Origin of the sequence: Brevundimonas sp. (genome assembly GCF_051858995.1) — a bacterium.
Classification (GTDB): domain Bacteria; phylum Pseudomonadota; class Alphaproteobacteria; order Caulobacterales; family Caulobacteraceae; genus Brevundimonas.
This window is the reverse complement of sequence record NZ_JBHYGN010000011.1, coordinates 231,667-254,235: the sequence shown is the minus strand read 5'-3', so window position 1 is coordinate 254,235 and position 22,569 is coordinate 231,667. Positions and strand designations below refer to the sequence as shown.

The window sequence follows — 22,569 nt, the reverse complement described above, 5'->3', positions numbered from 1 at the left end:
CCATGAATCACGCATCAGGCCGCAAGTGAATCCCCTGAATGTCGATTGGACCTAGTGGCTAGTGGCTAGTCACTCTCCTGAGTTTGTCTCCGCCCGCCGAATGCGGCACAGCACCTCCCATGACCCTGATCCACATCGAACGTCGCGGCCCGATCGAACTCTGGACGCTGGACCGAGCGGACCGGCTGAACGCCCTGCCCGATCCGGGCGACGGCGCGGCCTTCGCTCGCGCCTGCGAGGCGGTGAACGACGACCGGGGGGTGCGCTGCGTGGTGCTGACCGGCGCCGGGCGCGCCTTCTCGGCGGGCGGCGACCTGAAGGCCATGCGCGACAAGTCGGGCGCCTTCGCCGGCGCCGGACCGGACATTCGCGAAGGCTATCGCCGCGAGGTGCAGTTGATCGTGCGCGCCCTGTACGGGTTGGAGGTTCCGCTGGTGGCGGCGGTGAACGGTCCGGCCATGGGGCTGGGCGGCGACATCGCGGGTCTGGCCGACATCCGCATCGCGTCCGAGCAGGCGTCTTTCGGCGCCCCCTTCCTGCGGCTGGGCATCCTGCCCGGTGACGGCGGGGCCTGGCTCCTGCCCCGCAACGTCGGCTACGCCCGCGCCGCCGAGATGCTGTTCACCGGCCGCACCCTGGACGCCCGCACGGCGCACGAGTGGGGACTGGTCAACCGCGTGGTCGCGGCAGAGTACCTGATGGAGGAGGCGCTGAAGACGGCGGGCGAGATCGCCGCCCAGGCGCCCCACGCCCTGCGCATGACCAAGGCCCTGCTGCGTCAGGGGCGCGAGGCCACCTTCGACCAGATACTGGAAATGACCGCCGCCATGCAGGCCCTCGCCCACCTGACGGAAGATCATGCCGAGGGCGTCGCCGCGGTGCTGGAGAAGCGGACGCCGGAGTTCAGAGGCCGATAACAGCGCTTTCCGTGCGCCGTTCTGTGTTTTGGAAGAAAAATCCTCCACAACCGGACAATTCGGACAAATATCAGCCAGGAAGATGGACGGACTGTAATACTCTTCCAAACATGAACCCCATTTCACTTGTTTCGACCGACAAATTGGCGAGAACTCCGCTGGCCGAACGGCATCAACGGAGAAACAAAATGCGTGCTTTTGTCAGCGTGCTCACCGCGTCCCTGCTCGTCGCCGCCTCGGCCAGCGCGCAAACCCCCATGAGCAACGAAGCCTATCTGCAGACCGCCCGGTGCGCCGGTCTGGTCTCGGGCGCCCGTGAAGACGCCTCGCCCTATGATCGCGCCCTTCGCGCCCAGTCGGGCGGTCGCGACCGCTCGGTCCGCAACGCCGCCGCCGCTCACCGCCGCTCGGCTGAGAACCAGATGCGCCGGGCCGACGAGGCCACCCGCGCCCGCCTGACCGCCGAGATCAGCGCTCGTTGCACCGCCCCGGCCGCCTGATCGCCGCCTGCGGAATGAACAATGCCCCGGAGAGCGATCTCCGGGGCTTTTTCTTGCGCGGTCCTCAGGTCCTGGCAGGACCCAGGCCGAGCGTCAGGGCGAACACGCCAAGGCACAGCAGGCTGGACGCCGCGAGGGCCGCGGGCGGCGAGACCTCTATCGCCAGGGCATAGGCCGCGGGGGCCAGCGCCTGCAGATAACGGGCCGGTGTCAGCACCAGCGCCTGCCGGACGGCGTACCGGTCCGGGCCGAAGACGTGCAGCGGCAAGACCCCGGAGGCGACGGAGAGGAAGCCGTTTCCCATCCCCTGCCCCACCGCCAGAAACGGCGCCAGACGCGCGCCGCCGAGCCATGCCAGCGCGGCCCCGGCCGGATGGAACAGGCTGGCGATCCGGACGGTGAGCACCGGATGGGATCGGTGCAGCAAGACCAGATCAAACAGGCGCGCGCCGACAGCGCTGGCGGCCATCAGTCCCGCGGCCCAGGCGGCGCGCGCCGGGGTCAATCCGAGATCGGCCAGCAGGCGCGGCAGGTGCGCGCCCATTGCGGCCGACACCATCCAGCCTCCAGCGAAGACGCCCGCGATCTGGATCATGCGACGGTCCCAACGGATCGGCGTCGCGACGCTCGCCTGCGCAACGCTCTGGGAGCGGCGCGACGGCAGGATGAAGAGCGTCAGCGGCAGACAGACGACCAGATGCGTCAGGGCCCAGACGACGCAGGCGACACGCCAGTCCCAGGTCTCGACCAGCAGGCGGTTGATGGGCCAGCCCAGCCCGCCGCCCAGCGCCCCGAGCAGGGAGACGGCGGTGATCGGCCTGCGGGCGGCGGCGCCGTGAATCTCCACCAGGATCGCGAAGGCCGTGCCGTACAGGCCGGTCGCCATGCCCAGACCCAGCGCCGTCACGCCCGCCAGCAGCATCCAGGGCGCGGAGGCGGTCGCCATCAGCAACAGCGCCGCGGCGAAAGCCACGTGGGCCACAGCCTGAACCCGCCGTCCGCCGCGCCGCTCGATCCACCTGCCGGCGAAGGGAGTCAGCACGGCCGAGACGAGGAAGGCGACGGAAAGCGCCGCGAATACCCGCGTCGGCGGCAGGTCGAAAGCTCGCGCCATCGGATCCGCCAGGATCCCCAGCAGATAGTAGCTGGAGGCGAAGGCGACGATCTGGCCGAGACCAAGGACCGGAACGATGAGGCGGGCGCGCAGGGACATGGCGCTGGATCGCGGGATTGCCCGCCCGACGAAAGCGACATATCGACTAAGGCATGTTCGAAAATCTCACACCTCGCGGGTCGCTGCCGTCACTGACCGGGCTGCGAGCGTTCGAGGCGATGGGACGGACCGGCAGCGCCACCCGGGCGGCGGCCGAACTGCATGTGACCCACAGCGCTGTCAGCCGTCAGGTGAAGGCTCTGGAAGCCGCGCTCGGCATCCGGCTGTTCGAGGGGCCGAAGCATCGGCTGACCCTGACCGAACCGGGCCGGACACTGCTGGCCGGGCTGACAGAGAGCTTCGACGGGCTGGCGGCGGCCGTGCGGCAGGTGCGCGAGCGCGATGTGGTGCGGCTGGCCGTCCACCCCAGCCTGGCGGTGAAGTGGCTGGTGCCCCGGCTCGCCGACTTCGAGGCGCGGCATCCCGAGGTGAGCCTGCTGCTGAGCGAACTGGAACTGCGCGCGGTCCGTCAGCGCGGCGCGGACCTGGTGCTGCGCTATGTCGATGCGGACCAGTTGGATGAGCCGGGGCTGGACGCCCTGGTCGAAAACCGGATCGGGCTGGTCTGCGCGCCGGCGCTGTCAGACCGGCTGGAGACCGCGCCGCGCCTGACAACCCGAACCCGTGAACATGCGTGGAGCGACTGGGAGACGGCGAGCGGGCGGTCCGCGCCCCTCGGGCGGAACCGGACGCTGGCGCACCTGCATATGGTGGTGGACGCCGCCGTGGCCGGGCTGGGCGCGGCGGTCCTGCCATGGGGCATCGTGGAGGACGAGATCGCCGCCGGGCGACTGATCGCGCCGTTCGGCTTCCTGCCGGATGGCGGTGTCATGGCGGCGATCCGTGGACCGGGCGCCCCGACCCGCAGCGAGCGGATCGTTATGCGGTGGCTCAGAGACCAGGCCCGCCGGACGCGGACCTGATCCCCGAGGATCATCAGCCGGCTTGACGGGCCGGGGCCTGCATGGAGCGGTCAGCCGGGACGCCGACGGTCACGTCACGACGGGCGCCGGCGGTCTGGCCGGGCTTCATGAACTTCACCAGAACGCGCTGGCCGATCAGCAGGGGCGCGTCGCCGGCAGAGACGACGACCTCGATGACACGCTCGTCCGAACGCTGCGAGGGATCGTCCGAGGCCAGCTTGCGGGCGCCGAAGACGGCGGCGCGGCGCATCACTGTGCCGACGTAGACCTTGGAGGTGTCGCCTTCGGGCTGGATCTCGACCTGCTGGCCGACCGTGACGTTCGGGATGTCGCTCTCGACGATCTCGGCGCGGGCGATGCGCGGCGCGTCGGGCTCAAGATCGAACATGTTCGACACGTTCAGGGTCGAGGCGCCGGCGCCGGGGTTGGCGTAGCGGCGGACGATGCGGCCGTTGGCGGGCGAGCGGATGACGGTCAGCTCGACGTTGTAGGCGGCCTGGTCGCGGCGGGCGATGGCGGTCTGGACGGACGCCTGTTGCGAGCCCAACCGGGCCTCGGCCTGGGCGATGGCGTCGCGGGCCTGATCCAGACGTTGGGCGGCGACGAAGTTGGTCGAGGCGAGGCGCTCCAGACGTTCGAACTCGCGCTGGGCGGTGCGGATGTCGACCTGGATCAGACGCAGCTGGCTCTGGGCCGAAGACAGATCGGCGTTGGCGGTCTGCAGGGCCAGGCGGGGCTCGTCGTCTTCCTGACGGGCGAGGATCTGGCCGGCGACGACGCGGTCGCCTTCTTGCACCAGCACCTCACGGACGACGCCGCCGCGACGGGCCGCGATCTGGATGATGCCGCCCTCGATATCGACCTTGCCGTTGGCGATGGCCGCATAGGGGCTCTCGGACCGTTCGGCCTGGGCCTTCTCTTCAGAGGCCTTCTTCTCCGCCGCCTGTCCCTGCATGAACAGGAAGACGCTCACGATCAGGACGATCGCGACCAGGCCGATCCAGAGCCATTTGTTCTTGAGAATGCGCATGAGATGTCTCGGTCCGGGAGGGCGTTCAGTGCGACGCCAGGGCGGCGTCAGGATTGGGCGTGCGGCGTTCGTCACTGATGATGACGCCGTCTTCGATGTGGATGACCCGGTCGGCCCAGGCCTCGAGGCGCGGGTCGTGGGTCACGCAGATGACTGCGGCGCCGTGCTCGGTGGCGGCGCGACGCAGCAGGCGGATGACCACCTGACCGTTCTCGCCGTCCAGCGCGGACGTCGGCTCGTCCGCGAACAGGATGTGCGGGTCTTTGGCCAGGGCGCGGGCGATGGCCACGCGCTGCTTCTCGCCGCCCGACAGGGCGGTCGGGCGCTGATGCAGGCGGTGGCCGAGGCCGACCTCCTCCAGCGCCAGCTGGGCGCGCTTCTTCGCGTCGCCGGGCGACAGCCCCTGGAACTTCAGCACGATCTCGACCTGCTGCAGCGCGCTGAGGGCCGGAAACAGGTTGAAGCCCTGGAAGATGAAGCCGCAGTGGTCGAGGCGGAATTTGTCGATCCGGCCCGAGGAGAAGCTCCACAGGTCATCGACGTCCAGCGCGTCCACGCGTCCCTGTTCGGGCCGCAGCAGGCCGGACAGGGCGGCGATCAGGGTCGACTTGCCCGAGCCCGACGGTCCCATGACCATGGTCAGGTCGCCGTGGCGGGCGTCGAAATCCACGCCCTTGAGCACTTCGACGAAGCTCTTGCCGGACTTGAACCGCTTGACGAGACCCTTTGCCTCAATGGCGAAGTCGCCGTGTTTTCCGTGAACCTTGGTCTTGGCGTTCATCGCAGCAGGTCCGCCGGTTGGCTGTTCTTGAGGATGCCGAGCGACAGCAGGCCGGACAGCATGGCGATGACGATCAGGCCGCCGCCGACGATCAGCAGAAGTCCGAACGGCAGGGCGATGATCACGGCCCCCATCATGGCCAGCATCTGAACCAGCCAGGTGAGGAAGATCGCGGCGATCACGCCCACGCAGCCGACCCAGAAGCTCAGCTCCATGACGATGCGGCGCAGGCTGCCCATACCGACGCCCAAGGCGCGCAACGAGGCGAACTCCTTGATGTTGGCCATGATGGCGCCGCGCAGGGTCTGCCAGGTGATGGCCACGCCGATGATGGTGCCCAGCACCACGCAGCCGCCGATGATGATGACCAGGATGCCTTCCTCGAACATGGCGCCAGCGTTGGCGTCGGCCAGTTGCTGGCGGGTCCAGGCCTTCCACTGGCCGTCGCCCTGGACGTTCAGCTCATTGGCCACGCGCTCGGCCTGCGTTGGATCGGACAGCTTGACCATCAGCGGGCCGACGCGGGGGCCGGTGTCCGCCTGACCGACCATGCGCAGGGTGTCCCGCGACATGATCACGGTGGCCTGCATCATGTTGGGATAGCCGCGGGTGATGCCGACGACGGTGACCGTCTGGCCGTTGTACAGCGCCTTGTCGCCCAGCTTGACGCCCAGTTTGCCCATGGCGGTTTCGTCGATGGCGACGGTGTAGGGCTGGCGCAGGGCGTCGACCAGTTCCTGCGAATAGTCGGTCGGAATGGTCACCGCGCCCGGCGTGGTGTCGATGACCATCGATTGCACGAACTGCTGGCGGGGCGCGCCCATCTTGGCGCGATCGGCCTGCGACATGGTCGGGTCGACGTTCTTGACCGACTGGAACGAGCCGCCCGCGCCATCCAGCGGCTGGACCTCAACCACGGCCGGGTTGCGATAGGCCAGCGGGATGAAGCGGCGCGGCACGCCCGACGGACCGCCGATCAGGCTCTTGGCGCCGGGCTGCATGATGATGATGTCGGCGCTGGACCGCTCGATGGTGGCGGTGAATCCCTTGCCGATGCCGATGAAGACGCCGGTCATGGCCAGCACGAGCAGGCCGGACAGGGCGAGGGCCATCACCGCCGCCATATAGCGGCGCCACTCATACAGAAGAGTTGAAAGCGCGAGTGACATGGATTTCAGCGGGCCCCGAACGTTGACCGCTATGTGACGACCGCTGCGGTTGTGGCCAAGTTAAATCGGGGTAAGGCGATTGCAGGCGCATCACCTGACATAACCGGAAACCGTGGACGACGGCCCTTGAGTGGCGCTAGTTACGGTGTAACAGGCCGGCGGCCAGGCCGGACCGAAGGGAGATTTACCACCATGCTGTTCCGTTCGTTGCGGTCCGCCGTTCAGGCGACCGCCTCCATCGTCGCCGTCGGCGGCCTCATGGCAATCTTGGCCGCGCCGGGAACCGCCCGCGCCGACGAAGGCATGTGGACCTTCGACAATTTCCCCATCCAGACCGTGAACCAGCGCTACGGCACCCGTCTGGATCAGGCCTGGCTGGACCGCGTGCGCAACGCCTCGGTGCGCATCCAGGGCTGCTCGGCCTCCTTCGTCTCGCCGGACGGCCTGATCCTGACCAACTGGCACTGCGTCGTCGGTTGCGCCCAGGAGCTGTCCAGCCCGCAGGAAGATCTGGTCAAGAACGGCTTCCTGTCGGCGACCCGCGAGGAAGAGCGCCGCTGCCCGGGCCAGACCGCCGAGGTTCTGACCCAGATCGTGGACGTCACCGACCGCGTCCTCGCCGCCGGTGAAGGCCTCGAAGGCGCCGCCTTCAACGCCGCCCGCAGCGCCGAGATCAACAAAATCCAGACCGAAGCCTGCGCCGGCGACGCCAAATTCAGCTGCCAAGTGATCAGCTTCTACCGCGGCGGCAAATACGCCCTGTACAAGTTCCGCAAGTACGACGACGTCCGTCTGGTCTTCGCGCCTGAAAATCAGGCCGCCTTCTTCGGTGGGGACCCCGACAACTTCAACTTCCCGCGCTACGCCCTGGATGCCGGTTTCCTGCGCGCCTACGAGGACGGCAAGCCGGTCGACGTCGGCAACAACTATCTGCGCTGGAACGCCAACGCTCCGGCCGAAGGCGACGTGACCTTCGTCTCGGGCAACCCGGGCACCACCCAGCGCCTTCTGACCATGAGCCAGCTGGAGCGCCTGCGCGACCAGCAGCTGCCGATCACCCTGATCCAGAACTCGGAACTGCGTGGCCGTCTGCTCGAGTACTCGCTGACCGGCGATGAGGCCAAGCGCGTGTCGTTCGACCCGGTCTTCGGCCTGGAGAACAGCTTCAAGGTCTACTACGGCCAGCAAGGCGCCCTGACCGATCCGGCCTTCATGGCCAAGAAGCGCGAGGAAGAGAACGAGCTGCGCGCCCGCGTCGCCGCCGATCCCGCCCTGGTCCAGCGCATCGGTGACCCGTGGGCCGATCTGGAGCGCGTGCAATCGACCGCCCGCGACCTGTACCTGCCCTTCCGCCAGCTGGAGCAATCGGCCGGCGGCGGTTCGCAGCTTTACGCCTATGCCCGCTCCATCGTGCGCGCGGCCAAGAACACCAACCTGACGGCGGAGCAACGCGCCCGCATGTCGGCGGCGATCTCGGCCGAGACCCCGATCTATGCGGACATGGAAGAAATCCGCATGCGCTACTGGCTGTCGAAGACGCGCGAGTATCTGACGGTCGACAATGCGCAGGTGAAGGCTCTGCTGGGCCGCGAAAGCCCGGAAGCCCTGGCCGATCGCCTGATCTCGGGCACCAAGCTGGCCGATCCGGCCTTCCGCGCCCAAGCCCTGACCATGACGACGGAACAACTGGCCGCCGCTGACCCGCTGCTGGCCTTCGTTCTGGCCAACGACGATGCGGCCGCCGCCATCGGCGCCCGCTGGAACGCCGAGGTCAACGCCCCGACCGCCCGCGCCGCCGAGAAGGTCGCCCAGGCCCGCTTCGCGGTCTACGGCACCAACCTGTATCCGGACGCCACCTTCAGCCTGCGCCTGTCGTACGGCCAGGTTCAGGGCTGGAGCTACCGCGGCGTGACCGTGCCGCCGTTCACCTACATGGGCGGCCTGTACGAGCGGGCCACCGGTTCGGAGCCGTTCAACGCGGCCCAGGCCTTCATCGACAACGAAGCCCGGGTGAACAAGGAAACCGTCTACGACTTCACCTCGACCAACGACATCATCGGCGGCAACTCGGGCTCGCCCGTGATCAACGCCAACGGTGAAGTCATCGGCGCGGCGTTCGACGGCAACATCCACTCGCTGGGCGGCTCGTTCGGCTACGACGGTGAACTGAACCGGACGGTGTCGGTCTCGACCGCCGCCATCACCGAAGCCCTGCGCAACATCTACCCGAGCCCTCGCATCCTGCAGGAGCTGGGCGTGGATCGCCCGCAACGCCGCACCCGCCGGTAAAAGTCAGCCCTTCTCCCCTCGAGGGAGAAGGTGGCTCGCGGAGCGAGACGAATGAGGGGGCAGGTTGACGCCTGCCCCCTTTTTCCGTTCTGGATGCCGTCAGAGCCCCTCATCCGAGCCCTTCGGGCCCACCTTCTCCCCAGAGTGGAGAAGGAAGACTGGAGTCTTCCATGCGTCACCTCACCCCCGCCCTCGCCGCCGCCCTTCTGACCCTCGCCGCCGGATCGGTCGCGCAGGCCGAGGAAGGCATGTGGACCTACGACAACTTCCCCATCGCCCGCGCCAACCAGACGCTGGGCACCAACATCGATCAGGCCTGGCTGGACCGGGTGCGCCTGTCGTCGGTGAAGTTCGGCGGTTGCTCCGCCGGGCTGGTCTCGGGCGAAGGTCTGGTGATGACCAACAACCACTGCGTCGCCACCTGCGTGGCCAATCTGTCGACGCAGGCGATCAACTACGCCGAGACCGGCTTCACCCCGCGCACCCGCGAGGAAGAGCTGAAATGTCCCGGCTCGACCGCCGAGATCCTGACCGACATCAGCGATGTGACCCAACGCATGCACGCCGCCGGCGCCGGTCTGACCGGTCAGGCCTTCACCCGCGCCCGTGACGCCGAGGCCAGCCGCATCGAACAGGAAGCCTGCGGCAGCGACGCCAACAAGCGCTGTCAGGTCGTGACCCTGTACCGGGGCGGCCAGTTCAAGCTCTACACCTACAAGAAATACTCCGACGTCCGCCTGGCCTGGGCGCCCGAGGATCGCGCGGCGACCTTCGGCGGCGATCTGGACAACTTCAGCTTCCCGCGCTTCGCCATCGATGCGGCCTTCATCCGCCTGTACGAGAACGGCGCCCCAGCCCAGACCCCGACCCACTTCACCTGGAAGGCCGATCGGCCGGTGGAGGGCACGCCGGTCTTCGTCACCGGCAGCCCGGGCGCGACCCAGCGCCTGCTGACCCAGGACCAGCTGTTCAGCGTTCGTGACGTGGTCCTGCCGATGGACCAGCTGATCGCCTCCGAACTGCGTGGCCGCCTGATCCGCTACTCCGAGGAAGGCGAGCGTCAGGCCTTCGAGGCGATGGACCCGATCGTCTCGATCGAGAACACCTACAAGCGCGGGCTGGGCCGGATGCGCGCCCTGACCGACGCGAACTTCATGCGCATGAAGGCCGAGCAGGAAGCGGACTTCCGCAGTCGCGCCGAGGCCGACGCCGGGTCCGACAACCCGTGGACGACCCTGACCAGCGTCCAACCGATCCTGCGCGAAAGCTATCCGGCCTACGCCCTGCTGGAAGGCGGCACCGGCATCGGCACCACGCCGGTCGGCGGCGGTTCGCAGCTGTTCCTCTGGGCGCGGACGCTGGTGCGCGGCGCGCAGGAGCGGGGCAAGCCCTCGGCCGAGCGCCTGCCCGAGTTCGCCGACAGCCGCCTGTCGGGCGTTCAGACCGGCCTGTTCGCCGAGCGTCCGGTCTATCCGGGCCTGGAGCAGGTCCGCATGGAATGGTGGCTGTCCAAGACCCGCGAATGGCTGACCGTCGACAACGCCAGTGTCCGCGTACTGCTGGGACAGGAGTCTCCGGAAGGTCTGTCGGCCCGCCTGATCGAGGGCACGAAGCTGGCTGACCCCGCGGTGCGTCGCGCCCTGTGGGAAGGCGGACTGGCCGCCATCGAGGCCTCGGACGATCCGCTGATCCAGTACCTGCTGCGCATCCAGGAGCCGACCCGCGCGGTTCGCGCCGCCTGGGAGGAGCAGGTTCAGGCCCCGACCGACCGCGCCTCGGAGCGCCTCGCCGCCCTGCGCTTCCAGACCTATGGCGACAGCGTCTATCCGGACGCCACGGGCACCCTGCGCCTGACCTACGGCAAGATCGAGGGCACGGACGTTCCGGGCCAGCGTTTCGGCGCCTTCACCACCTTCAGCGGCCTGTGGGACCGCGCGACGGGCGCCGCCCCGTTCGACGTCGCGCCCAAGCTTCTGGCCGCCCGCGACCGCATCGACGGCTCGACCGTGCTGAACATGGCCGTGTCGTCCGACACCATCGGCGGCTCGTCGGGTTCGCCGGTCGTGACCGCGGCGGGCGAGATCGTGGGGGCGAACTTCGACTCCACCGTCCTGACCCAGCGCAACGCCTACGGCTATGACCGCAACGTCAACCGCTCGGTCATCGTGACCACCGGCGCCGTGACCACCGCCCTGCGCGACGTCTACGGCATGCAGCGGCTGGTGGAGGAGCTGGGGGTTCGCTGAGGCGAGTTCCCGGTGGCTAGTGGCTAGTGGCTAGTGGCTAGTGGCTAGTGGCTAGTGGCTAGTGGCTAGTGGATCAGGCGAAGCGCTTCGCGGTCCAGACAGAAAGGAGCCCCGCTCGGTGATCCTGGCGGGGCTTTTCGTTGTTTGCTCGATGGCGGCTGAGACCAAACTAGTCACTAGTCACTAGTCACTAGTCACCAGCCACCAGCCACCAGCCACTAGCCATTCCTCAGAGCTGGCTCATCTTCTGCTGGGCCTTCGAGAAATATTGCCAGCCGGTCCACAGGGTGATGATGGCCGCCAGCCAGGTCAGCGTCACGGCGAAGGTCTCGAAATGGCCCTGCCATTCGGGGGTCGTGCCGTCCGGGTTGGTGAGGCCGAAGGCGTCCCACAGCAGGGTAAGTTGCAGGGCGCCCAGCGCCAGCATCTGCAGGGTGGTCTTCCACTTGGCCAGCAGGGTGACCGGCAGCTTGACCTTGCCCGCCACGGTCTCGCGCAGGGCCGAGACCGCGAACTCACGGAACAGGATCAGGCCGCAGGGGATGGCGATGCCCGGCAGCGAGCCCGAGGCCAGCACGCCGAGGATGGCGCCGGTGATCAGCACCTTGTCGGCGATCGGATCGAGGATGGCGCCCCAGCGGGTGGTCGCGTGCCAGCGGCGGGCCAGGAAGCCGTCCACCCAGTCGGTCGAGGCGGCGACGGCGAAGATCCAGAAGGCCCAGACGCCGAAGCTGAGCTGCTGCTCGGGCGACAGGAAGCCGTCCATGAAACCCGGGGCCGCGCCCGCCAGCATCAGGAACATCACCACCCCGGCGGCGAGACGCAGGCCAGTCAGGATGTTGGGGATGGGATTGGCGTGGGAGGTGGGGGTCATCTTTGACTTCCGAAAAGGGACATCCGGTGTGCCACGCTTCGCGAGGCGAGGCGAGGCGTCAGACGGCCGCTAGGTCAGGGGCTCGAACCGCCCCGGTCCCTTCAACGCGCGAAGCACGCCGTCGGCGATCCCGAAATGCAGGCCGATCAGCTTGATCTGGCCCGCCGCCTCGCGCTCGGCGATCCAAGGGAAGGTGCGCAGATTGTCCAGCGACAGTCGGACCACCGCCTCTTCAGACGCCTGCCCCTGATCGTCTTCGGAGACCTCCTCGCAGACCCGGCGCACGACGGGCGCGCCCTGGGCGACCCAGGGGGCGACGAAGTCCTGCACATTGTCGGGCGCGCCGTGGATCATGGCGTTCACCCCGCCGCACGAGGCGTGGCCCATGACCACGATGCGCGAGACGTTCAGCACCTTTACCCCGAACTCCAGCGCCGCCGAGACGCCGTGCAGATGGCCGTCGGGCTCATAGGGCGGGACCAGATTGGCGACGTTGCGCACCACGAACAGCTCGCCTGGGGCGGCGTCGAAGATCAGGGCCGGATCAGCCCGGCTGTCGGAACAGGCGACGATCAGAGTGTGCGGCTTCTGCCCCTTGGCCAGCGCCTCATACTCGGCCCGGGCCTCAGGCCAGCGCTCCTGGCGGAAGCGACGATATCCGGCGGCGATCTGATCGGTCATGGGGCGGGTATAGGCGATCGGTTGACGCAGGGGGAGAGGGTGTCAGCCCTTCGACGCCTTGCCGTCTATCAGCACGGCCTGCTGCCACGGGCTGGGCGCCTTGTCGGTGCGGTGGATGCAGCCGACCCAGCAACAGGGCCGCTTCTTGCCTTCCAGCAGCTCTTCCCGGGTCCGCAAGATGCGACGCTGGCGGGTGGCCGCCTGTTTGGCGTCATCGACCCAGCAGATGAACTCATTGCGGCCCAGCGGCGTCAGCCCCTCCCACAGCGCCAGAACCTCGGGATCAGCCTGCAGGGCGGACTTCAGGTCCTCGCCCGCGACGTGGACCGTGCCCTCTGCGAACTCGCTCATGCCGACTCCCTTCCCGCTCGATGCCCTAGCCTAACCCCCGGCAGCCGGGCGGAAGAAGCCGTATATCCGTTCGGCCAGAGCCTGGTTGACGCCGTCGACCTTGACCAGATCGGCGACCGAGGCGCGGCTGACGCCCTTGGCCGAGCCAAAGGCGTGCAGCAGGGCCTTCTTGCGCCCCGGACCGACGCCCTCGATCTCGTCCAGCGGGTTCTTCTTGATGTCCATCGAGCGCCGCTTGGCGTGGGCGCCGTTGGCGAAGCGGTGGGCCTCATCGCGCAGGCGCTGGATGTAATACAGGGCCGGGGACTTCAGCGGCATCATGAAGGGCGGCTTGCCCGGCATGAAGAAATGCTCCTTGCCCGCGTCGCGATCCGGCCCTTTGGCCACGCCGACGGCCAGGATGTCGTCCAGCCCCAGATCGGCCAGCACCGCCAGCACCTCGGCCAGTTGCCCGGCCCCGCCGTCGATCAGCAGCAGGTCGGGGCGTTCGACGTCCTCGCCCTCGTCCTCTTCCTTCACTAGGCGGCTGAAGCGACGGCGCATGACCTCGCGCATCATGCCGTAGTCGTCGCCGGGGGTCAGTTCGTCACCCCGGATGTTGAACTTGCGGTACTGGTTCTTGCGGAAGCCCTCGGGCCCGGCGACCACCATGCCGCCGACGGCGTTGGTCCCCTGGATGTGGGCGTTGTCGTAAATCTCGATCCGCTCGGGACGGCTGTCCAGACCGAAAGCCTCGCACAGTTCGTCGAGGATCTTCGACTGGGCCGAGCTCTCGGCCAGCTTCCGGCCCAGCGCCTCGCGGGCATTGGTCAGGGCGTGGTCGACCAGCGCCTTGCGGTCGCCGCGCGCGGGCTTCTCGATGCTGACGACCCGCCGCCCGTCATCGATCTTGGCCTTCATAGAGAAGGCCTCTTCCAGCAGCTCCTTCTCGTGCGGAACCACGTTGGACAGGATCTGCCGTGGCACCGGCTTGTCCTCGTAGAACTGGCCCAGGAAGGCGGCGAGGATTTCGGGATCGGTGTCCGCCTTGTCCACGCGCGGGAAGTAGGCGCGACCGCCCCAGTTCTGGCCGCCGCGATAGAAGAAGACCTGCACGCAGGCCTGCCCGCCGTCGGAATGCAGGGCGAAGACGTCCGCCTCGGCCACGCCCTCGGCGCTGACCGAGTTCTCCATCGAGATGGCCGACAGGGCCCGGATCCGGTCGCGGACGCGGGCGGCCTGTTCGAAATCCATCTCGTCCGACGCAGCCTGCATCTCGGCCGACAGTCGACCGATCACCGCCCGCGACTTGCCGCGCAGGAAGGCCTCGGCCTCATCGACGAGCCCCTCATAGTCCTCAAGGCTGATCAGGCCCGTGCACGGCGCCGAGCAGCGCTTGATCTGGTGCAGCATGCAGGGCCGGGTGCGGGTCTCGTAGACGCTGTCCGAGCAGGACCGCAGCAGGAAGGCCTTCTGCAGCGTCGTCAGGGTCCGGTTCACCGCCCAGGTCGAGGCGAAGGGGCCGAAATAGTCGCCCTTGATCGTGTGCGCCCCGCGATGCTTGCGGACCTGAGGCGCGCGGTGGTCGCGGCGGATCATCAGCTCGGCGAAAGACTTGTCGTCGCGCAGCACGACGTTGAAGCGCGGCTTCAGCTTCTTGATGAAGTTGGATTCCAGCAGCAGGGCCTCGGTCTCCGAGGCCGTGACCACCAGCTCCATCGAGCGGGTCAGCGACACCATCAGGCCGATGCGCTGGGTGTGGAACCGGCCCTGCGCGTACTGGAGGATGCGCTTCTTGATCGACCGCGCCTTGCCCACATACAGGCAGGTCCCGTCCTCGCCATACATGCGATAGACGCCCGGCTTGTCCGGCGCGCGACGGGCCTCGTCACGGATCAGGTCCGCGGCCTGCAGGGGCGCGGCGTCGTCAGGAATCGGTTCGTCGGTCACGGGCATCGCCGCCAATATAGGACGACGGGCCGCGCGGGCGAACCGCGCGACCCTGACAGCCCATGGCAGCAGCGGTGATCAGGGCCGCAGGCCGGGATGTTTCGCTTCGAAGGCCTCGAAGTCGTGACCGGCGTCGATGTCGTGATTCAGCGCCCGGGCCACGTCGTCGGCGCCCGCCGCATCCCCCAGCGCCAGACGGGCCAGACCACGACCATAGATCGAGGCCAGTTGGTCCGGCTCCTCGGCCAGAGCGGCCTCATAGGCGGCGCGGGCCTCCTCGTAGCGACCGAGGTGCAGCAGGACCATGGCGCGGCTGTCGATGATCGCCGCCGACTCGCCCAGCGCCGCGAGGCCGGCGTCGCAGTCGGCCAGCGCCTGCTCCGGATCGAAGCCGAGGACGGCGGCGGTCCAGCACAGGTTGTTCATCAGCAGCGGATCGCCGTGCGCCGAGGCGCGCAGCACCTCCAGATCGGCCCGGGCGTCCGCGTCCGCTCCGGCCCGGATGCGCGCCTCGGCGCGCAGGCTGCGCAGACCGATGTCCTCGGGCGAGGTTTCGACGGCGCGATCCAGCGCCGGCAGGGCCTCGGCGGGCGCGCCCGCCTCCGCGCCCACACGGACCAGCAGGGACAGAGCCAGGGAGTCGATGAGCGACTCGTCCAGCATCTCCTTGATCAGAGTCCGCGCCTCGTCGCGACGGCCCAGACGCAGCAGGGCGGTGATCTCACCGTAGCGGCTGGTCGGCGATTGACCATTGGCGGCGGCCAGGGCGCGATAGTCGCTCAGCGACCGGTCGAAACGCCGCAGTTGGTAGTAGCTGGCGCCCCGCGCGGCGAGGGCCGACGGATCGGCGGGATCAAGGCGCATGGCGACGGTGAAGCTGATCACCGCGTCATTGAAGCGTCCGTCGGCATAGGCCACCCGGCCCTGCCCCATGACGGCCTCCAGATCGGCGGGGTCCAGATCAACGGCGTGATCATAGTCGGCGCGGGCGCCGGCATAGTCGGACAGGGCCAGACGCACCGCGCCGCGCAGCAGCACGGCCTGCGAGTTGTCGGGCTCCAGTTCGAGGGCGCGGTTCAGCAGGGTCATGGCCCCGTCCAGATCGTCGCTCTCGACCAGCCCCTCGGCCCGTTCCAGCAGATCGGGGACGTCGGAGGTAGAGACGTCGGTGCGGGCACGATCCGCCTCGGTCGGGCGGTAGCCGCTGGGCGCGCGGATACGCACGGCGGCGGCGCCGGGCGAGTCGACCCGCGCCCGGGCCACGGCCATGTCGGCGGCCGAGACCTCGCCCGTCAGGCTGCGCAGACCGGCGGTCATGGTCACCATGCCGTCGTTGAGCGTGGTGCGGCGCTCGGCGCGATAACCGCCGGCGGTCACGTCGACATCCGCCCCTTCCACGCGGAAGCCCGCGCCGCCGTAGGGCAGGCGGACATTGACCGTCGCGCTGATGTTGGTCGGGTGGGGGATGACGTGCGGCTGATCCTTGAACGCGACGAGCGCGTCCTTCCGCTCGTCCGTCGTCGGCGGGCTGATCGTCGAATCCGGGATCGCCAGGAAGCGGCCGCCGGACGAGGTGGTCCAGGCCATCCGCGACGAACCGGTCATGTTGAAGCGGTAGACATTGGTCGCGTCGTCATAGACGGCGTCGGCGGTCTCGACCTCCAGACCCGGCGTCTGGTTGGTCCACAGCGCCTTGAGCGCGTCCTGGATCTGGGCGGGCGGGACGCTGGCGATGCTGGACCGCAGGCCGGTCGCGGCGTCACCGGTGAAGACCAGCTCGCCGGTCACGCGAGCCGGCGTGTCCAGCCCGGCCGACACGTCGTAGGTCAGGTTGCGATAGAACACCGGGGTCTCGCGCGGGAGCACTACGATGGGCTCCAGCGCCGCGCCCTCGGCGCGCACCGGCAGGGCCCAGTGGTAGGACGGCGGGACAAGGCTCTCCAGTCCCCGATCGCCGACGCGGGCGCCGTCGATCCAGTAGACCTGACCATTCACCGTGGCGCGCACGATGACATGGTCGAACCAGCTGACCAGCGGCAGGCGCTTATCGAGGCCGTCGCCCAGTTGGGTGCTGACCAGCGCCGGTTCGGCCTCGACGCCCAGTCCCTTGAGCAGGGCGATCAGCAGAACCGTCTTGCCCTTGCAGTCGCCGTAACGGCTGCGCCAGGTCTCGTCGGCGGTGGTCGGCACATAGCCGCCCTGCCCCATCGACAGCGCCAGATAGCGGACATCGTCCTGCACCAGCCGCAGGGCGGCGGCGATCTGGCCCTCGACGGTGGGGTTGGCCTGACGGATGCGCTCGATCTCGGCCAGCAGGGGCGAGTCCGGCTCCAGCACGGCGGCGCGCTCATACAGCGGGGCCATCACCGCCGACAGTGCGGCCCAGTCGGCGAAGTCGGTCAGCTCCAGCGTCCGCAACAGTTGCATGCGGATCGGCAGGTCGGTGGGCAGACGCAGCGGCGGCAGGTTCCGCTCGTCGATCTCGATCTCCCAGCCCGTGCGAGTGCGGCGTGGCTGGAGCGTGGTCCACGGCTCGCCGACGCGGGCGCGCATGCTCATGTCCGCGGGCCAGGTGGCGCGCAGGCGGTAGCGGTCAACCGTCTGGCCGACCACGGCGCTTTCCAGCGTCTCGCGGTGGGCGCCCAGCACCCCGCCGTCGTCATGGATGGTGAAGGCGGTTTCCAGAATGTCGCCGACGCGCAGGTCGCGTGGCTGGAGGGTGGCTGTCAGCCGCCCATCCAGCATGGCGGATTCCAGATTCTGCTCGCGGCGCAGGGTCTCGAAGGTCTGGGTGGCCAGCAGGTCGATGACCTGACCGTTGCGGATGATGCGGGCCGAGTGGACCTCGACCGTCTGACGCGGCGGCATCCAGCTGACGCTGATGGTGCTGGCCTGCGCCAGACCCTGGCTGTTCTGGATCACCGTGCGGATGATCGAATAGCGATGCTCGCCCGCCTGATCGAAATGGATCTGCTGATCCATCAGCAGGACCCGCAGCGGAGTGTCGTCAGTGGTGAGCTGGATCGGCTCCAGTTGGGCGGTCGACACCCACGACGGCGTCGCCCCCCGCGCAATATCCTGCGCACACACAGGACCGGCGACCAGAACGGCCGCCGCCGCCAATACGACCAAACGCTTCATGGGCCCCACCCGTCACTTGAAGCTCTTGGTCTATCAACGGAATGCGACAAAAAACAGTGAGACGAACGGCCTCAGAAACGGCGCACCATCAGGACGCCGCCGACGACCAGCGCCATCCCCGCCAGACGACCGAGGCTGATCGGATGCGCGGGCGTGCCGAAGGCGCCGAAATGGTCCAGGATCAGACCGATCAGAAGCTGACCCGCCACCATCAGGGTGATGGTCAGGGCGACGCCCAGACGCGGCACGCCCCACGCCGCCGCGACCACGAAGATGGCGCCGTACAGCCCGCCGATCCACGCATACCAGGGCAGGGCCCGGGCCGCCGCCATGTCCGGCTTGGTCTGCAGGATCATGGCCAGGATGCCGAGCGCGGCGGTCCCGACGGCGAACGAGACGAAGGCCGCGTTCACCGGCGAGCCCGCGGCCCCCATCATCTTGGCGTTGGTCGGCGCCTGAAGCGCGGTGGCGCCGCCCGCCAGAACCACGGCGACCATGGTGAAGAACATCGGATTCATGGTCTCTGGCTAGCACCTCGCGCGGCGGCGCGCACCGGTCCTCAGCGGTTCAGGATAAAGCGGGCGGCGCGCTCGCCCTCCGCATCCCCCGCCGCGCCGAACTCGACATTGATGTCGCGATGGCTGTCGTCCGGGGCGACCACCACCTCGGCCCGGCCGTCGGCGCGGATCAGGGCGGCGGCGAGGCCCTCGCTCTGGCCCTTGGAGTCCTGACGGCTGGCGATGTGGAAGATCAGGAACGGCGGATAGGCCACGCCCGACCGGATCAGCAGGGTCGGCGACAGGGCGGCGGCGTTGTCGCCGAAGGCCTCGCTGTAGAGATTGCCCAACAGTCGTCCGGCGGGGCCGCTTCCCCGATCCCCCGTGGCGTCATACCCCGCGCCGTCCAGCAGGATGACGCCCGCCAGATCGGACGGCTGCAGTCCTTGCCCGGCGAGATAGGTCGGGTCGGTCCCGACCAGCGCCGCCAGATGGGCGCCCGCCGAATGCCCCATCAGGAACAGAGGACGGCCCGGATGCGTCCGCTTCAGCCCCGCGACGGCGGCGGCCACGTCCTGCGCCTGCTCGCGCGGGGTCACCTGCGGCACGAGCCGATAGCCGATGGAGGCGAAGATCAAGCCGTGCCGCCGCGCATACTCCGGCAGGTCATGGACCATCGCCTTGTCGCCCATCGACCAGCCGCCACCGTGGATGAAGGCCAGCATCGGACCGGCAGCGTCGCTCGCATAGAGATCATAGGCCTGCTTCGGATCAGGGCCGGTGGAGACCGACGTATGGGGGGCGTCCGACCGCCCGTTCTCGACCGCCCTGTCCGAGTTGCGGCGACGCAGGCGGTCGCGAAGGCGAGGCCGATCCTGGGCGGCGGCGGTTCCGGCGGCGAAGGCGGCGGCCAGACCGGTCAGCAGGGCGGCGCGGCGATGCAGTTCACGCATGAGACTTCTCCTGAATGCCCCCGGACAGGTTCAACGCTACGCTTGTAGCGTTCCGTCGCAGCCGCGACGACGCCTGTCGGAACATCGCGGCCAGGAGGCCTACCGGACATCCAGGGTAAGTTCTCCCTGACGCCACCTTGCCTGGATACGGACCTCTCGCCCCCCGCCCTTGCGCGGGCCTTCGATAAGAAGTTCGTCCACGTCTGAATTGCACTGGAACCGGAGCTGTCGATCAGCCACAGATCGGCGAGCGATGCATTGATGCGGTCAAGCTGGAGCTGCGACGCCTCCCCCGCGACACCACTGAACTGGACCACCCGAACGTCCTGCCATTCCGTCTCAATGCGGTAACGCACCGTCCGGCCGCGGCAATCCCAGCTCGCCTCCACACCGCCCGAGTTCGGCGGCTGGACATGGACCAATCCGGGAGGTGAGACCGCTTCCTGCAAACTGAGCCCGAACAGCAAAGAGATGATCATCGGCAACCCCGCTTCCGGTGCGCGATCAGGCGTCAGGCCACACTATTCCTGATTGCACGACAAACCGGAAGCTACCACTCTGTCGTCGTCTCCGCGTCCCCGAACACCTCCGCCAATCGAGCCCGCGTCGAGCGGTGGGCGTCGTCGGGCAGGGCGGCGGGGTCGAACCAGCCGATCTCCGCGATCTCGCCGTGGCTGGAGCGGTCGGTCATCGTGAAGCGGTCGATGCGGTAGACCAGCACATGGTCGCCTCGGAAATAGCGCTCGTTCGAATGGACGCTGACCAGAACGGGCCGCCCCTCGACGATCAACCCAGCCTCCTCGCGCATCTCGCGGATCAGGGCGTCCTCGGCGGTTTGGCCGCGCTCGACCCCGCCGCCCGGTAGCCACCAGCCGTGGACGTAGGTGTGCTTGACCAGCAGCACCCGCCCCTCGCCATCCACCGCCACCCCGCGCACGCCCAGCGTCATCCCCCGCGTCGCGCGGGAGAAGGCGAAGAACAGGGGCCTGGTGAAGGGCTCGATGCGGGCGCGCCATGTGGTCATGCCGGGACGATACGTCCTGATGCATCCTTGAACAGCAAGGCCCGGCGCTTTATTGCCGGTCGCATCAAGGAGCTTTCCATGCTGGCCCTCTACATCATCCTCGGCTTCGTCGTCGTTCTCGGCGTCATCAACTTCATCGAGTTCGGCCGGGTTGACTAAGCCCCAGGCTGATCGCGGCGCCGCGCTGGTCACCGGCGGCGGCAAGCGGATCGGCAAGGCGATCTGTCTGGAGCTGGCGCGCGCCGGCTTCGACATCGTGATCCATCATCGCCATTCGAAGGACGCGGCCGAGGCCGTGGCCGAAGAGGTGCGCGCGCTCGGTCGCCGGGCGGCCACCGTTCAGGGCGATCTGTCGGTCGAGGCCGAGGTGCGCGGGATCGTTCCCGCCGCCGTCGAGGCCCTCGGACCGCTGACGGTCCTGGTCAACAACGCCTCCGTCTTCGAGGACGACCGGGTCGGCGCGCTGGGGCGCGACACCTGGGACCGGCACATCGAGACCAACCTGCGCGCCCCCATCGTGCTGGCCGAGGCTTTCGCCGCCCAGGCGCCGAACGGAAGCAGCATCGTCAACCTGCTGGACCAGCGGGTGCTGAAGCCAGATCCCCGCTTCTTCTCCTACGCCCTGTCGCGCAACGGCCTGTGGTGGGCGACGCGGACCATGGCGCAGGCGCTGGCGCCGTGCATCCGCGTCAACGGCGTCGGACCGGGCCCGACCCTGCCCTCCATCCACCAGAGCGCCGAGGAATTCGCCGCCGAGGGCGCCTCGGTGCCGCTGAAGAAGGCCGGAAGCCCGGAGGCGGTCGCCGCCGCCGTGCTCTGGCTGGTTGAAGCCGACCTCGTGACGGGCCAGATGATCGCCGTCGACGGGGGCCAGCACCTGGCCTGGCAAACCCCGGACATCGTGGAGTAGCCCGTGGCCGCACCGTCTCCCCTGCCCTTCCCCACCGCCGGCGCGCCGGTTCGCGAGGGCTTGACCGTCTTCGTGCGCGGGCTGGAAGTCGCCGCCGGCATCGGCGTCTATGACCACGAGCAGGGCCGCCTGCAGCGGCTGGTCATCGATGTGACGCTGGAGATGATCCCCGCGCCCATCGAGCGGCTGAGCGACACCATCAACTACGAGACCGTGGCCGAGGCGGCCCGCGCCATCGTCGCCGAGGGCCATGTGGGACTGGTCGAGACCTTCGCCGAGCGGCTGGGTCTGGCCATGCTGGCCGACGCCCGCGTGCGCCGCTGCACGGTCCGGGTCGAGAAGCCGGGCGCCCTGGGCGGCGACGAGGTCCCGGGCTGCGAAGTCGTGCTGGGACGCTGATCCGGACGCCGCAGGTTGCGCCGCGCGAGCGGGGCCGTCATACCTGATCCCGGACGTGAAGGACCCCCGATGGCCGAACCCGGCGATCCGCAACACCCTGATGATCACGACGATCATATCGGCTTCGCCTCGCCGGCGTCGCTGCAAGGTCGTCCGCGCGACGTGACGCCCGAGCCCGAGATCGCGCCGGAGCCTGCGCCTGAGCCGGTCGTTGAGGCCGCGCCGGAGCCGGAGCCCGACCTGTTCGATCCGCCGCCCACGCGCGCTGCACCCGAGCCGGAGCCCGTCCCGGTGACGCCGCCCGCGCCCGAGCGTCGTCCGGCCTCCGCCGATTCGATTTTCGAGCCCACCCCCGGCTTCACCGGCCGGTCGAAGGACCGTCGCGCCCCGGTGCAGGACCCGCCCGGCGGCGGGATGAGTCTGTACGCCGTCTACGCCCTGATCCTGCTGGCCGTGCCGACGCTGGGCGTGTCGGCGGTGATCGCCCTGCTGGCGGTGACAGGACGCCCCGGCCCCGAGGACGCCCTGTCCCGGTCGCACTTCATCTATCAGCAGCGGACCCTGTGGGCGGCGGCCGTGGCCGCGCTGGCGGGGGTGATCCTGCTGGCGGCTCCGTTCGCGCTCGGCGTGCCGATCCTGTTCCTGCTGGCCCTGTGGGTCGTGCTGCGCGGCGCCAGCGGCGTCTGGAACCTGAAATCGGGTCAGCCCATTTCCAACACCCGGAGTTGGTGGATCTGAGAGA

The 22,569-nt window shown here is 68.7% G+C and carries 22 protein-coding genes; 9 read left to right on the top strand and 13 right to left on the bottom strand.

Annotation, left to right across the window (positions count from 1 at the left end; all coding sequences use genetic code 11):
• Nucleotides 1-119: 119 nt before the first annotated feature.
• Together ACTIEF_RS13550 and ACTIEF_RS13545 are read left to right on the top strand one after the other, a co-directional pair.
• Nucleotides 120-917 (top strand): crotonase/enoyl-CoA hydratase family protein, encoded by a 798-nt coding sequence (locus ACTIEF_RS13550; protein WP_439472669.1) that lies wholly within the window; start codon nucleotides 120-122, stop codon nucleotides 915-917.
• A gap of 188 nt (nucleotides 918-1,105) precedes the next feature.
• The gene (locus ACTIEF_RS13545) at nucleotides 1,106-1,417 is read left to right on the top strand and encodes a hypothetical protein (RefSeq protein WP_439472668.1); all 312 of its coding nucleotides are present in this window, start codon (nucleotides 1,106-1,108) and stop codon (nucleotides 1,415-1,417) included.
• A gap of 64 nt (nucleotides 1,418-1,481) precedes the next feature.
• On the opposite strand, the gene ACTIEF_RS13540 is transcribed toward ACTIEF_RS13545, so the two are convergent.
• The gene (locus tag ACTIEF_RS13540) at nucleotides 1,482-2,630 is read right to left on the bottom strand and encodes an MFS transporter (protein WP_439472667.1); all 1,149 of its coding nucleotides are present in this window, start codon (nucleotides 2,628-2,630) and stop codon (nucleotides 1,482-1,484) included.
• 53 nt (nucleotides 2,631-2,683) lie between these two features.
• Here ACTIEF_RS13540 and ACTIEF_RS13535 point away from each other — a divergent pair, with 53 nt between their 5' ends.
• Nucleotides 2,684-3,553, top strand: a complete 870-nt coding sequence (locus ACTIEF_RS13535; RefSeq protein WP_439472666.1) for a LysR substrate-binding domain-containing protein — start codon at nucleotides 2,684-2,686, stop codon at nucleotides 3,551-3,553.
• Between the two features lie 13 nt (nucleotides 3,554-3,566).
• Here the strand turns inward: ACTIEF_RS13535 and ACTIEF_RS13530 are convergent, their stop codons facing one another.
• The 3 genes from ACTIEF_RS13530 to ACTIEF_RS13520 are packed head-to-tail and all read right to left on the bottom strand — an operon-like array spanning nucleotide 3,567 to nucleotide 6,533.
• The gene (locus ACTIEF_RS13530; RefSeq protein ID WP_439472665.1) at nucleotides 3,567-4,583 is read right to left on the bottom strand and encodes an HlyD family secretion protein; all 1,017 of its coding nucleotides are present in this window, start codon (nucleotides 4,581-4,583) and stop codon (nucleotides 3,567-3,569) included.
• A gap of 25 nt (nucleotides 4,584-4,608) precedes the next feature.
• Entirely contained in the window at nucleotides 4,609-5,364 is a 756-nt protein-coding gene (locus ACTIEF_RS13525) for an ABC transporter ATP-binding protein (RefSeq protein ID WP_439472664.1), read from the bottom strand.
• Nucleotides 5,361-6,533: an ABC transporter permease gene (locus ACTIEF_RS13520; protein WP_439472663.1), complete on the bottom strand. Its 1,173-nt coding sequence runs from the start codon at nucleotides 6,531-6,533 to the stop codon at nucleotides 5,361-5,363. The genes ACTIEF_RS13525 and ACTIEF_RS13520 overlap by 4 nt, the downstream gene beginning before the upstream one ends.
• A gap of 192 nt (nucleotides 6,534-6,725) precedes the next feature.
• Here ACTIEF_RS13520 and ACTIEF_RS13515 point away from each other — a divergent pair, with 192 nt between their 5' ends.
• Nucleotides 6,726-8,822: a S46 family peptidase gene (locus tag ACTIEF_RS13515; protein WP_439472662.1), complete on the top strand. Its 2,097-nt coding sequence runs from the start codon at nucleotides 6,726-6,728 to the stop codon at nucleotides 8,820-8,822.
• Nucleotides 8,823-8,992: 170 nt separating this feature from the next.
• Entirely contained in the window at nucleotides 8,993-11,068 is a 2,076-nt protein-coding gene (locus ACTIEF_RS13510; RefSeq protein ID WP_439472661.1) for a S46 family peptidase, read from the top strand.
• A gap of 229 nt (nucleotides 11,069-11,297) precedes the next feature.
• Here ACTIEF_RS13510 and pgsA read toward each other — a convergent pair whose 3' ends face one another.
• The 9 genes from pgsA to ACTIEF_RS13465 form a co-directional block, all read right to left on the bottom strand.
• Complete coding sequence (gene pgsA / locus ACTIEF_RS13505) at nucleotides 11,298-11,942, bottom strand: CDP-diacylglycerol--glycerol-3-phosphate 3-phosphatidyltransferase (RefSeq protein ID WP_439472660.1); 645 nt, start codon at nucleotides 11,940-11,942, stop codon at nucleotides 11,298-11,300.
• Nucleotides 11,943-12,011: 69 nt separating this feature from the next.
• Nucleotides 12,012-12,623: a carbonic anhydrase gene (locus ACTIEF_RS13500; RefSeq protein ID WP_439472659.1), complete on the bottom strand. Its 612-nt coding sequence runs from the start codon at nucleotides 12,621-12,623 to the stop codon at nucleotides 12,012-12,014.
• A 42-nt stretch (nucleotides 12,624-12,665) separates the two neighbouring features.
• On the bottom strand, nucleotides 12,666-12,974 hold the full coding sequence (locus ACTIEF_RS13495; protein WP_439472658.1) for a YdeI/OmpD-associated family protein: 309 nt from the start codon (nucleotides 12,972-12,974) through the stop codon (nucleotides 12,666-12,668).
• Between the two features lie 30 nt (nucleotides 12,975-13,004).
• The gene (gene uvrC, locus ACTIEF_RS13490) at nucleotides 13,005-14,903 is read right to left on the bottom strand and encodes an excinuclease ABC subunit UvrC (RefSeq protein WP_439472657.1); all 1,899 of its coding nucleotides are present in this window, start codon (nucleotides 14,901-14,903) and stop codon (nucleotides 13,005-13,007) included.
• A gap of 78 nt (nucleotides 14,904-14,981) precedes the next feature.
• A complete protein-coding gene (locus ACTIEF_RS13485) occupies nucleotides 14,982-18,044 on the bottom strand; it encodes a DUF3857 domain-containing protein (protein ID WP_439472656.1) in 3,063 nt (1,020 codons plus the stop codon).
• A gap of 71 nt (nucleotides 18,045-18,115) precedes the next feature.
• On the bottom strand, nucleotides 18,116-18,562 hold the full coding sequence (locus ACTIEF_RS13480; RefSeq protein WP_439472655.1) for a DMT family transporter: 447 nt from the start codon (nucleotides 18,560-18,562) through the stop codon (nucleotides 18,116-18,118).
• Nucleotides 18,563-18,603: 41 nt separating this feature from the next.
• Complete coding sequence (locus ACTIEF_RS13475) at nucleotides 18,604-19,494, bottom strand: alpha/beta hydrolase (protein ID WP_439472654.1); 891 nt, start codon at nucleotides 19,492-19,494, stop codon at nucleotides 18,604-18,606.
• Complete coding sequence (locus ACTIEF_RS13470; RefSeq protein WP_439472653.1) at nucleotides 19,461-19,979, bottom strand: hypothetical protein; 519 nt, start codon at nucleotides 19,977-19,979, stop codon at nucleotides 19,461-19,463. The genes ACTIEF_RS13475 and ACTIEF_RS13470 overlap by 34 nt, the downstream gene beginning before the upstream one ends.
• A gap of 65 nt (nucleotides 19,980-20,044) precedes the next feature.
• The gene (locus tag ACTIEF_RS13465; protein WP_439472652.1) at nucleotides 20,045-20,518 is read right to left on the bottom strand and encodes an NUDIX domain-containing protein; all 474 of its coding nucleotides are present in this window, start codon (nucleotides 20,516-20,518) and stop codon (nucleotides 20,045-20,047) included.
• Nucleotides 20,519-20,545: 27 nt separating this feature from the next.
• Here ACTIEF_RS13465 and ACTIEF_RS13460 point away from each other — a divergent pair, with 27 nt between their 5' ends.
• The 4 genes from ACTIEF_RS13460 (at nucleotide 20,546) to ACTIEF_RS13445 (ending at nucleotide 22,565) form a co-directional block, all read left to right on the top strand.
• Complete coding sequence (locus ACTIEF_RS13460) at nucleotides 20,546-20,677, top strand: hypothetical protein (RefSeq protein ID WP_439472651.1); 132 nt, start codon at nucleotides 20,546-20,548, stop codon at nucleotides 20,675-20,677.
• Nucleotides 20,670-21,428, top strand: a complete 759-nt coding sequence (locus tag ACTIEF_RS13455; RefSeq protein WP_439472650.1) for an SDR family oxidoreductase — start codon at nucleotides 20,670-20,672, stop codon at nucleotides 21,426-21,428. The genes ACTIEF_RS13460 and ACTIEF_RS13455 overlap by 8 nt, the downstream gene beginning before the upstream one ends.
• 3 nt (nucleotides 21,429-21,431) lie before the next feature.
• A complete protein-coding gene (gene folB / locus ACTIEF_RS13450) occupies nucleotides 21,432-21,827 on the top strand; it encodes a dihydroneopterin aldolase (protein ID WP_439472649.1) in 396 nt (131 codons plus the stop codon).
• 69 nt (nucleotides 21,828-21,896) lie between these two features.
• Nucleotides 21,897-22,565, top strand: coding sequence for a hypothetical protein (locus ACTIEF_RS13445; RefSeq protein ID WP_439472648.1), 669 nt, complete (start codon nucleotides 21,897-21,899; stop codon nucleotides 22,563-22,565).
• The last annotated feature ends 4 nt before the right edge of the window (nucleotides 22,566-22,569 follow it).

What these genes read in the sequence shown, in the direction of transcription:
- ACTIEF_RS13510 (WP_439472661.1), top strand. Translation starts at nt 8,993, where the DNA reads ATGCGTCACCTCACCCCCGCCCTCGCCGCCGCCCTTCTGACCCTCGCC.
- ACTIEF_RS13485 (WP_439472656.1), bottom strand. Translation starts at nt 18,044, where the DNA reads ATGAAGCGTTTGGTCGTATTGGCGGCGGCGGCCGTTCTGGTCGCCGGT.
- ACTIEF_RS13500 (WP_439472659.1), bottom strand. Translation starts at nt 12,623, where the DNA reads ATGACCGATCAGATCGCCGCCGGATATCGTCGCTTCCGCCAGGAGCGC.
- ACTIEF_RS13475 (WP_439472654.1), bottom strand. Translation starts at nt 19,494, where the DNA reads ATGCGTGAACTGCATCGCCGCGCCGCCCTGCTGACCGGTCTGGCCGCC.
- ACTIEF_RS13520 (WP_439472663.1), bottom strand. Translation starts at nt 6,533, where the DNA reads ATGTCACTCGCGCTTTCAACTCTTCTGTATGAGTGGCGCCGCTATATG.
- ACTIEF_RS13535 (WP_439472666.1), top strand. Translation starts at nt 2,684, where the DNA reads ATGTTCGAAAATCTCACACCTCGCGGGTCGCTGCCGTCACTGACCGGG.
- ACTIEF_RS13540 (WP_439472667.1), bottom strand. Translation starts at nt 2,630, where the DNA reads ATGTCCCTGCGCGCCCGCCTCATCGTTCCGGTCCTTGGTCTCGGCCAG.
- ACTIEF_RS13515 (WP_439472662.1), top strand. Translation starts at nt 6,726, where the DNA reads ATGCTGTTCCGTTCGTTGCGGTCCGCCGTTCAGGCGACCGCCTCCATC.
- pgsA (WP_439472660.1), bottom strand. Translation starts at nt 11,942, where the DNA reads ATGACCCCCACCTCCCACGCCAATCCCATCCCCAACATCCTGACTGGC.
- ACTIEF_RS13465 (WP_439472652.1), bottom strand. Translation starts at nt 20,518, where the DNA reads ATGACCACATGGCGCGCCCGCATCGAGCCCTTCACCAGGCCCCTGTTC.
- ACTIEF_RS13495 (WP_439472658.1), bottom strand. Translation starts at nt 12,974, where the DNA reads ATGAGCGAGTTCGCAGAGGGCACGGTCCACGTCGCGGGCGAGGACCTG.
- ACTIEF_RS13480 (WP_439472655.1), bottom strand. Translation starts at nt 18,562, where the DNA reads ATGAATCCGATGTTCTTCACCATGGTCGCCGTGGTTCTGGCGGGCGGC.
- ACTIEF_RS13530 (WP_439472665.1), bottom strand. Translation starts at nt 4,583, where the DNA reads ATGCGCATTCTCAAGAACAAATGGCTCTGGATCGGCCTGGTCGCGATC.
- ACTIEF_RS13445 (WP_439472648.1), top strand. Translation starts at nt 21,897, where the DNA reads ATGGCCGAACCCGGCGATCCGCAACACCCTGATGATCACGACGATCAT.
- ACTIEF_RS13550 (WP_439472669.1), top strand. Translation starts at nt 120, where the DNA reads ATGACCCTGATCCACATCGAACGTCGCGGCCCGATCGAACTCTGGACG.
- ACTIEF_RS13525 (WP_439472664.1), bottom strand. Translation starts at nt 5,364, where the DNA reads ATGAACGCCAAGACCAAGGTTCACGGAAAACACGGCGACTTCGCCATT.
- ACTIEF_RS13545 (WP_439472668.1), top strand. Translation starts at nt 1,106, where the DNA reads ATGCGTGCTTTTGTCAGCGTGCTCACCGCGTCCCTGCTCGTCGCCGCC.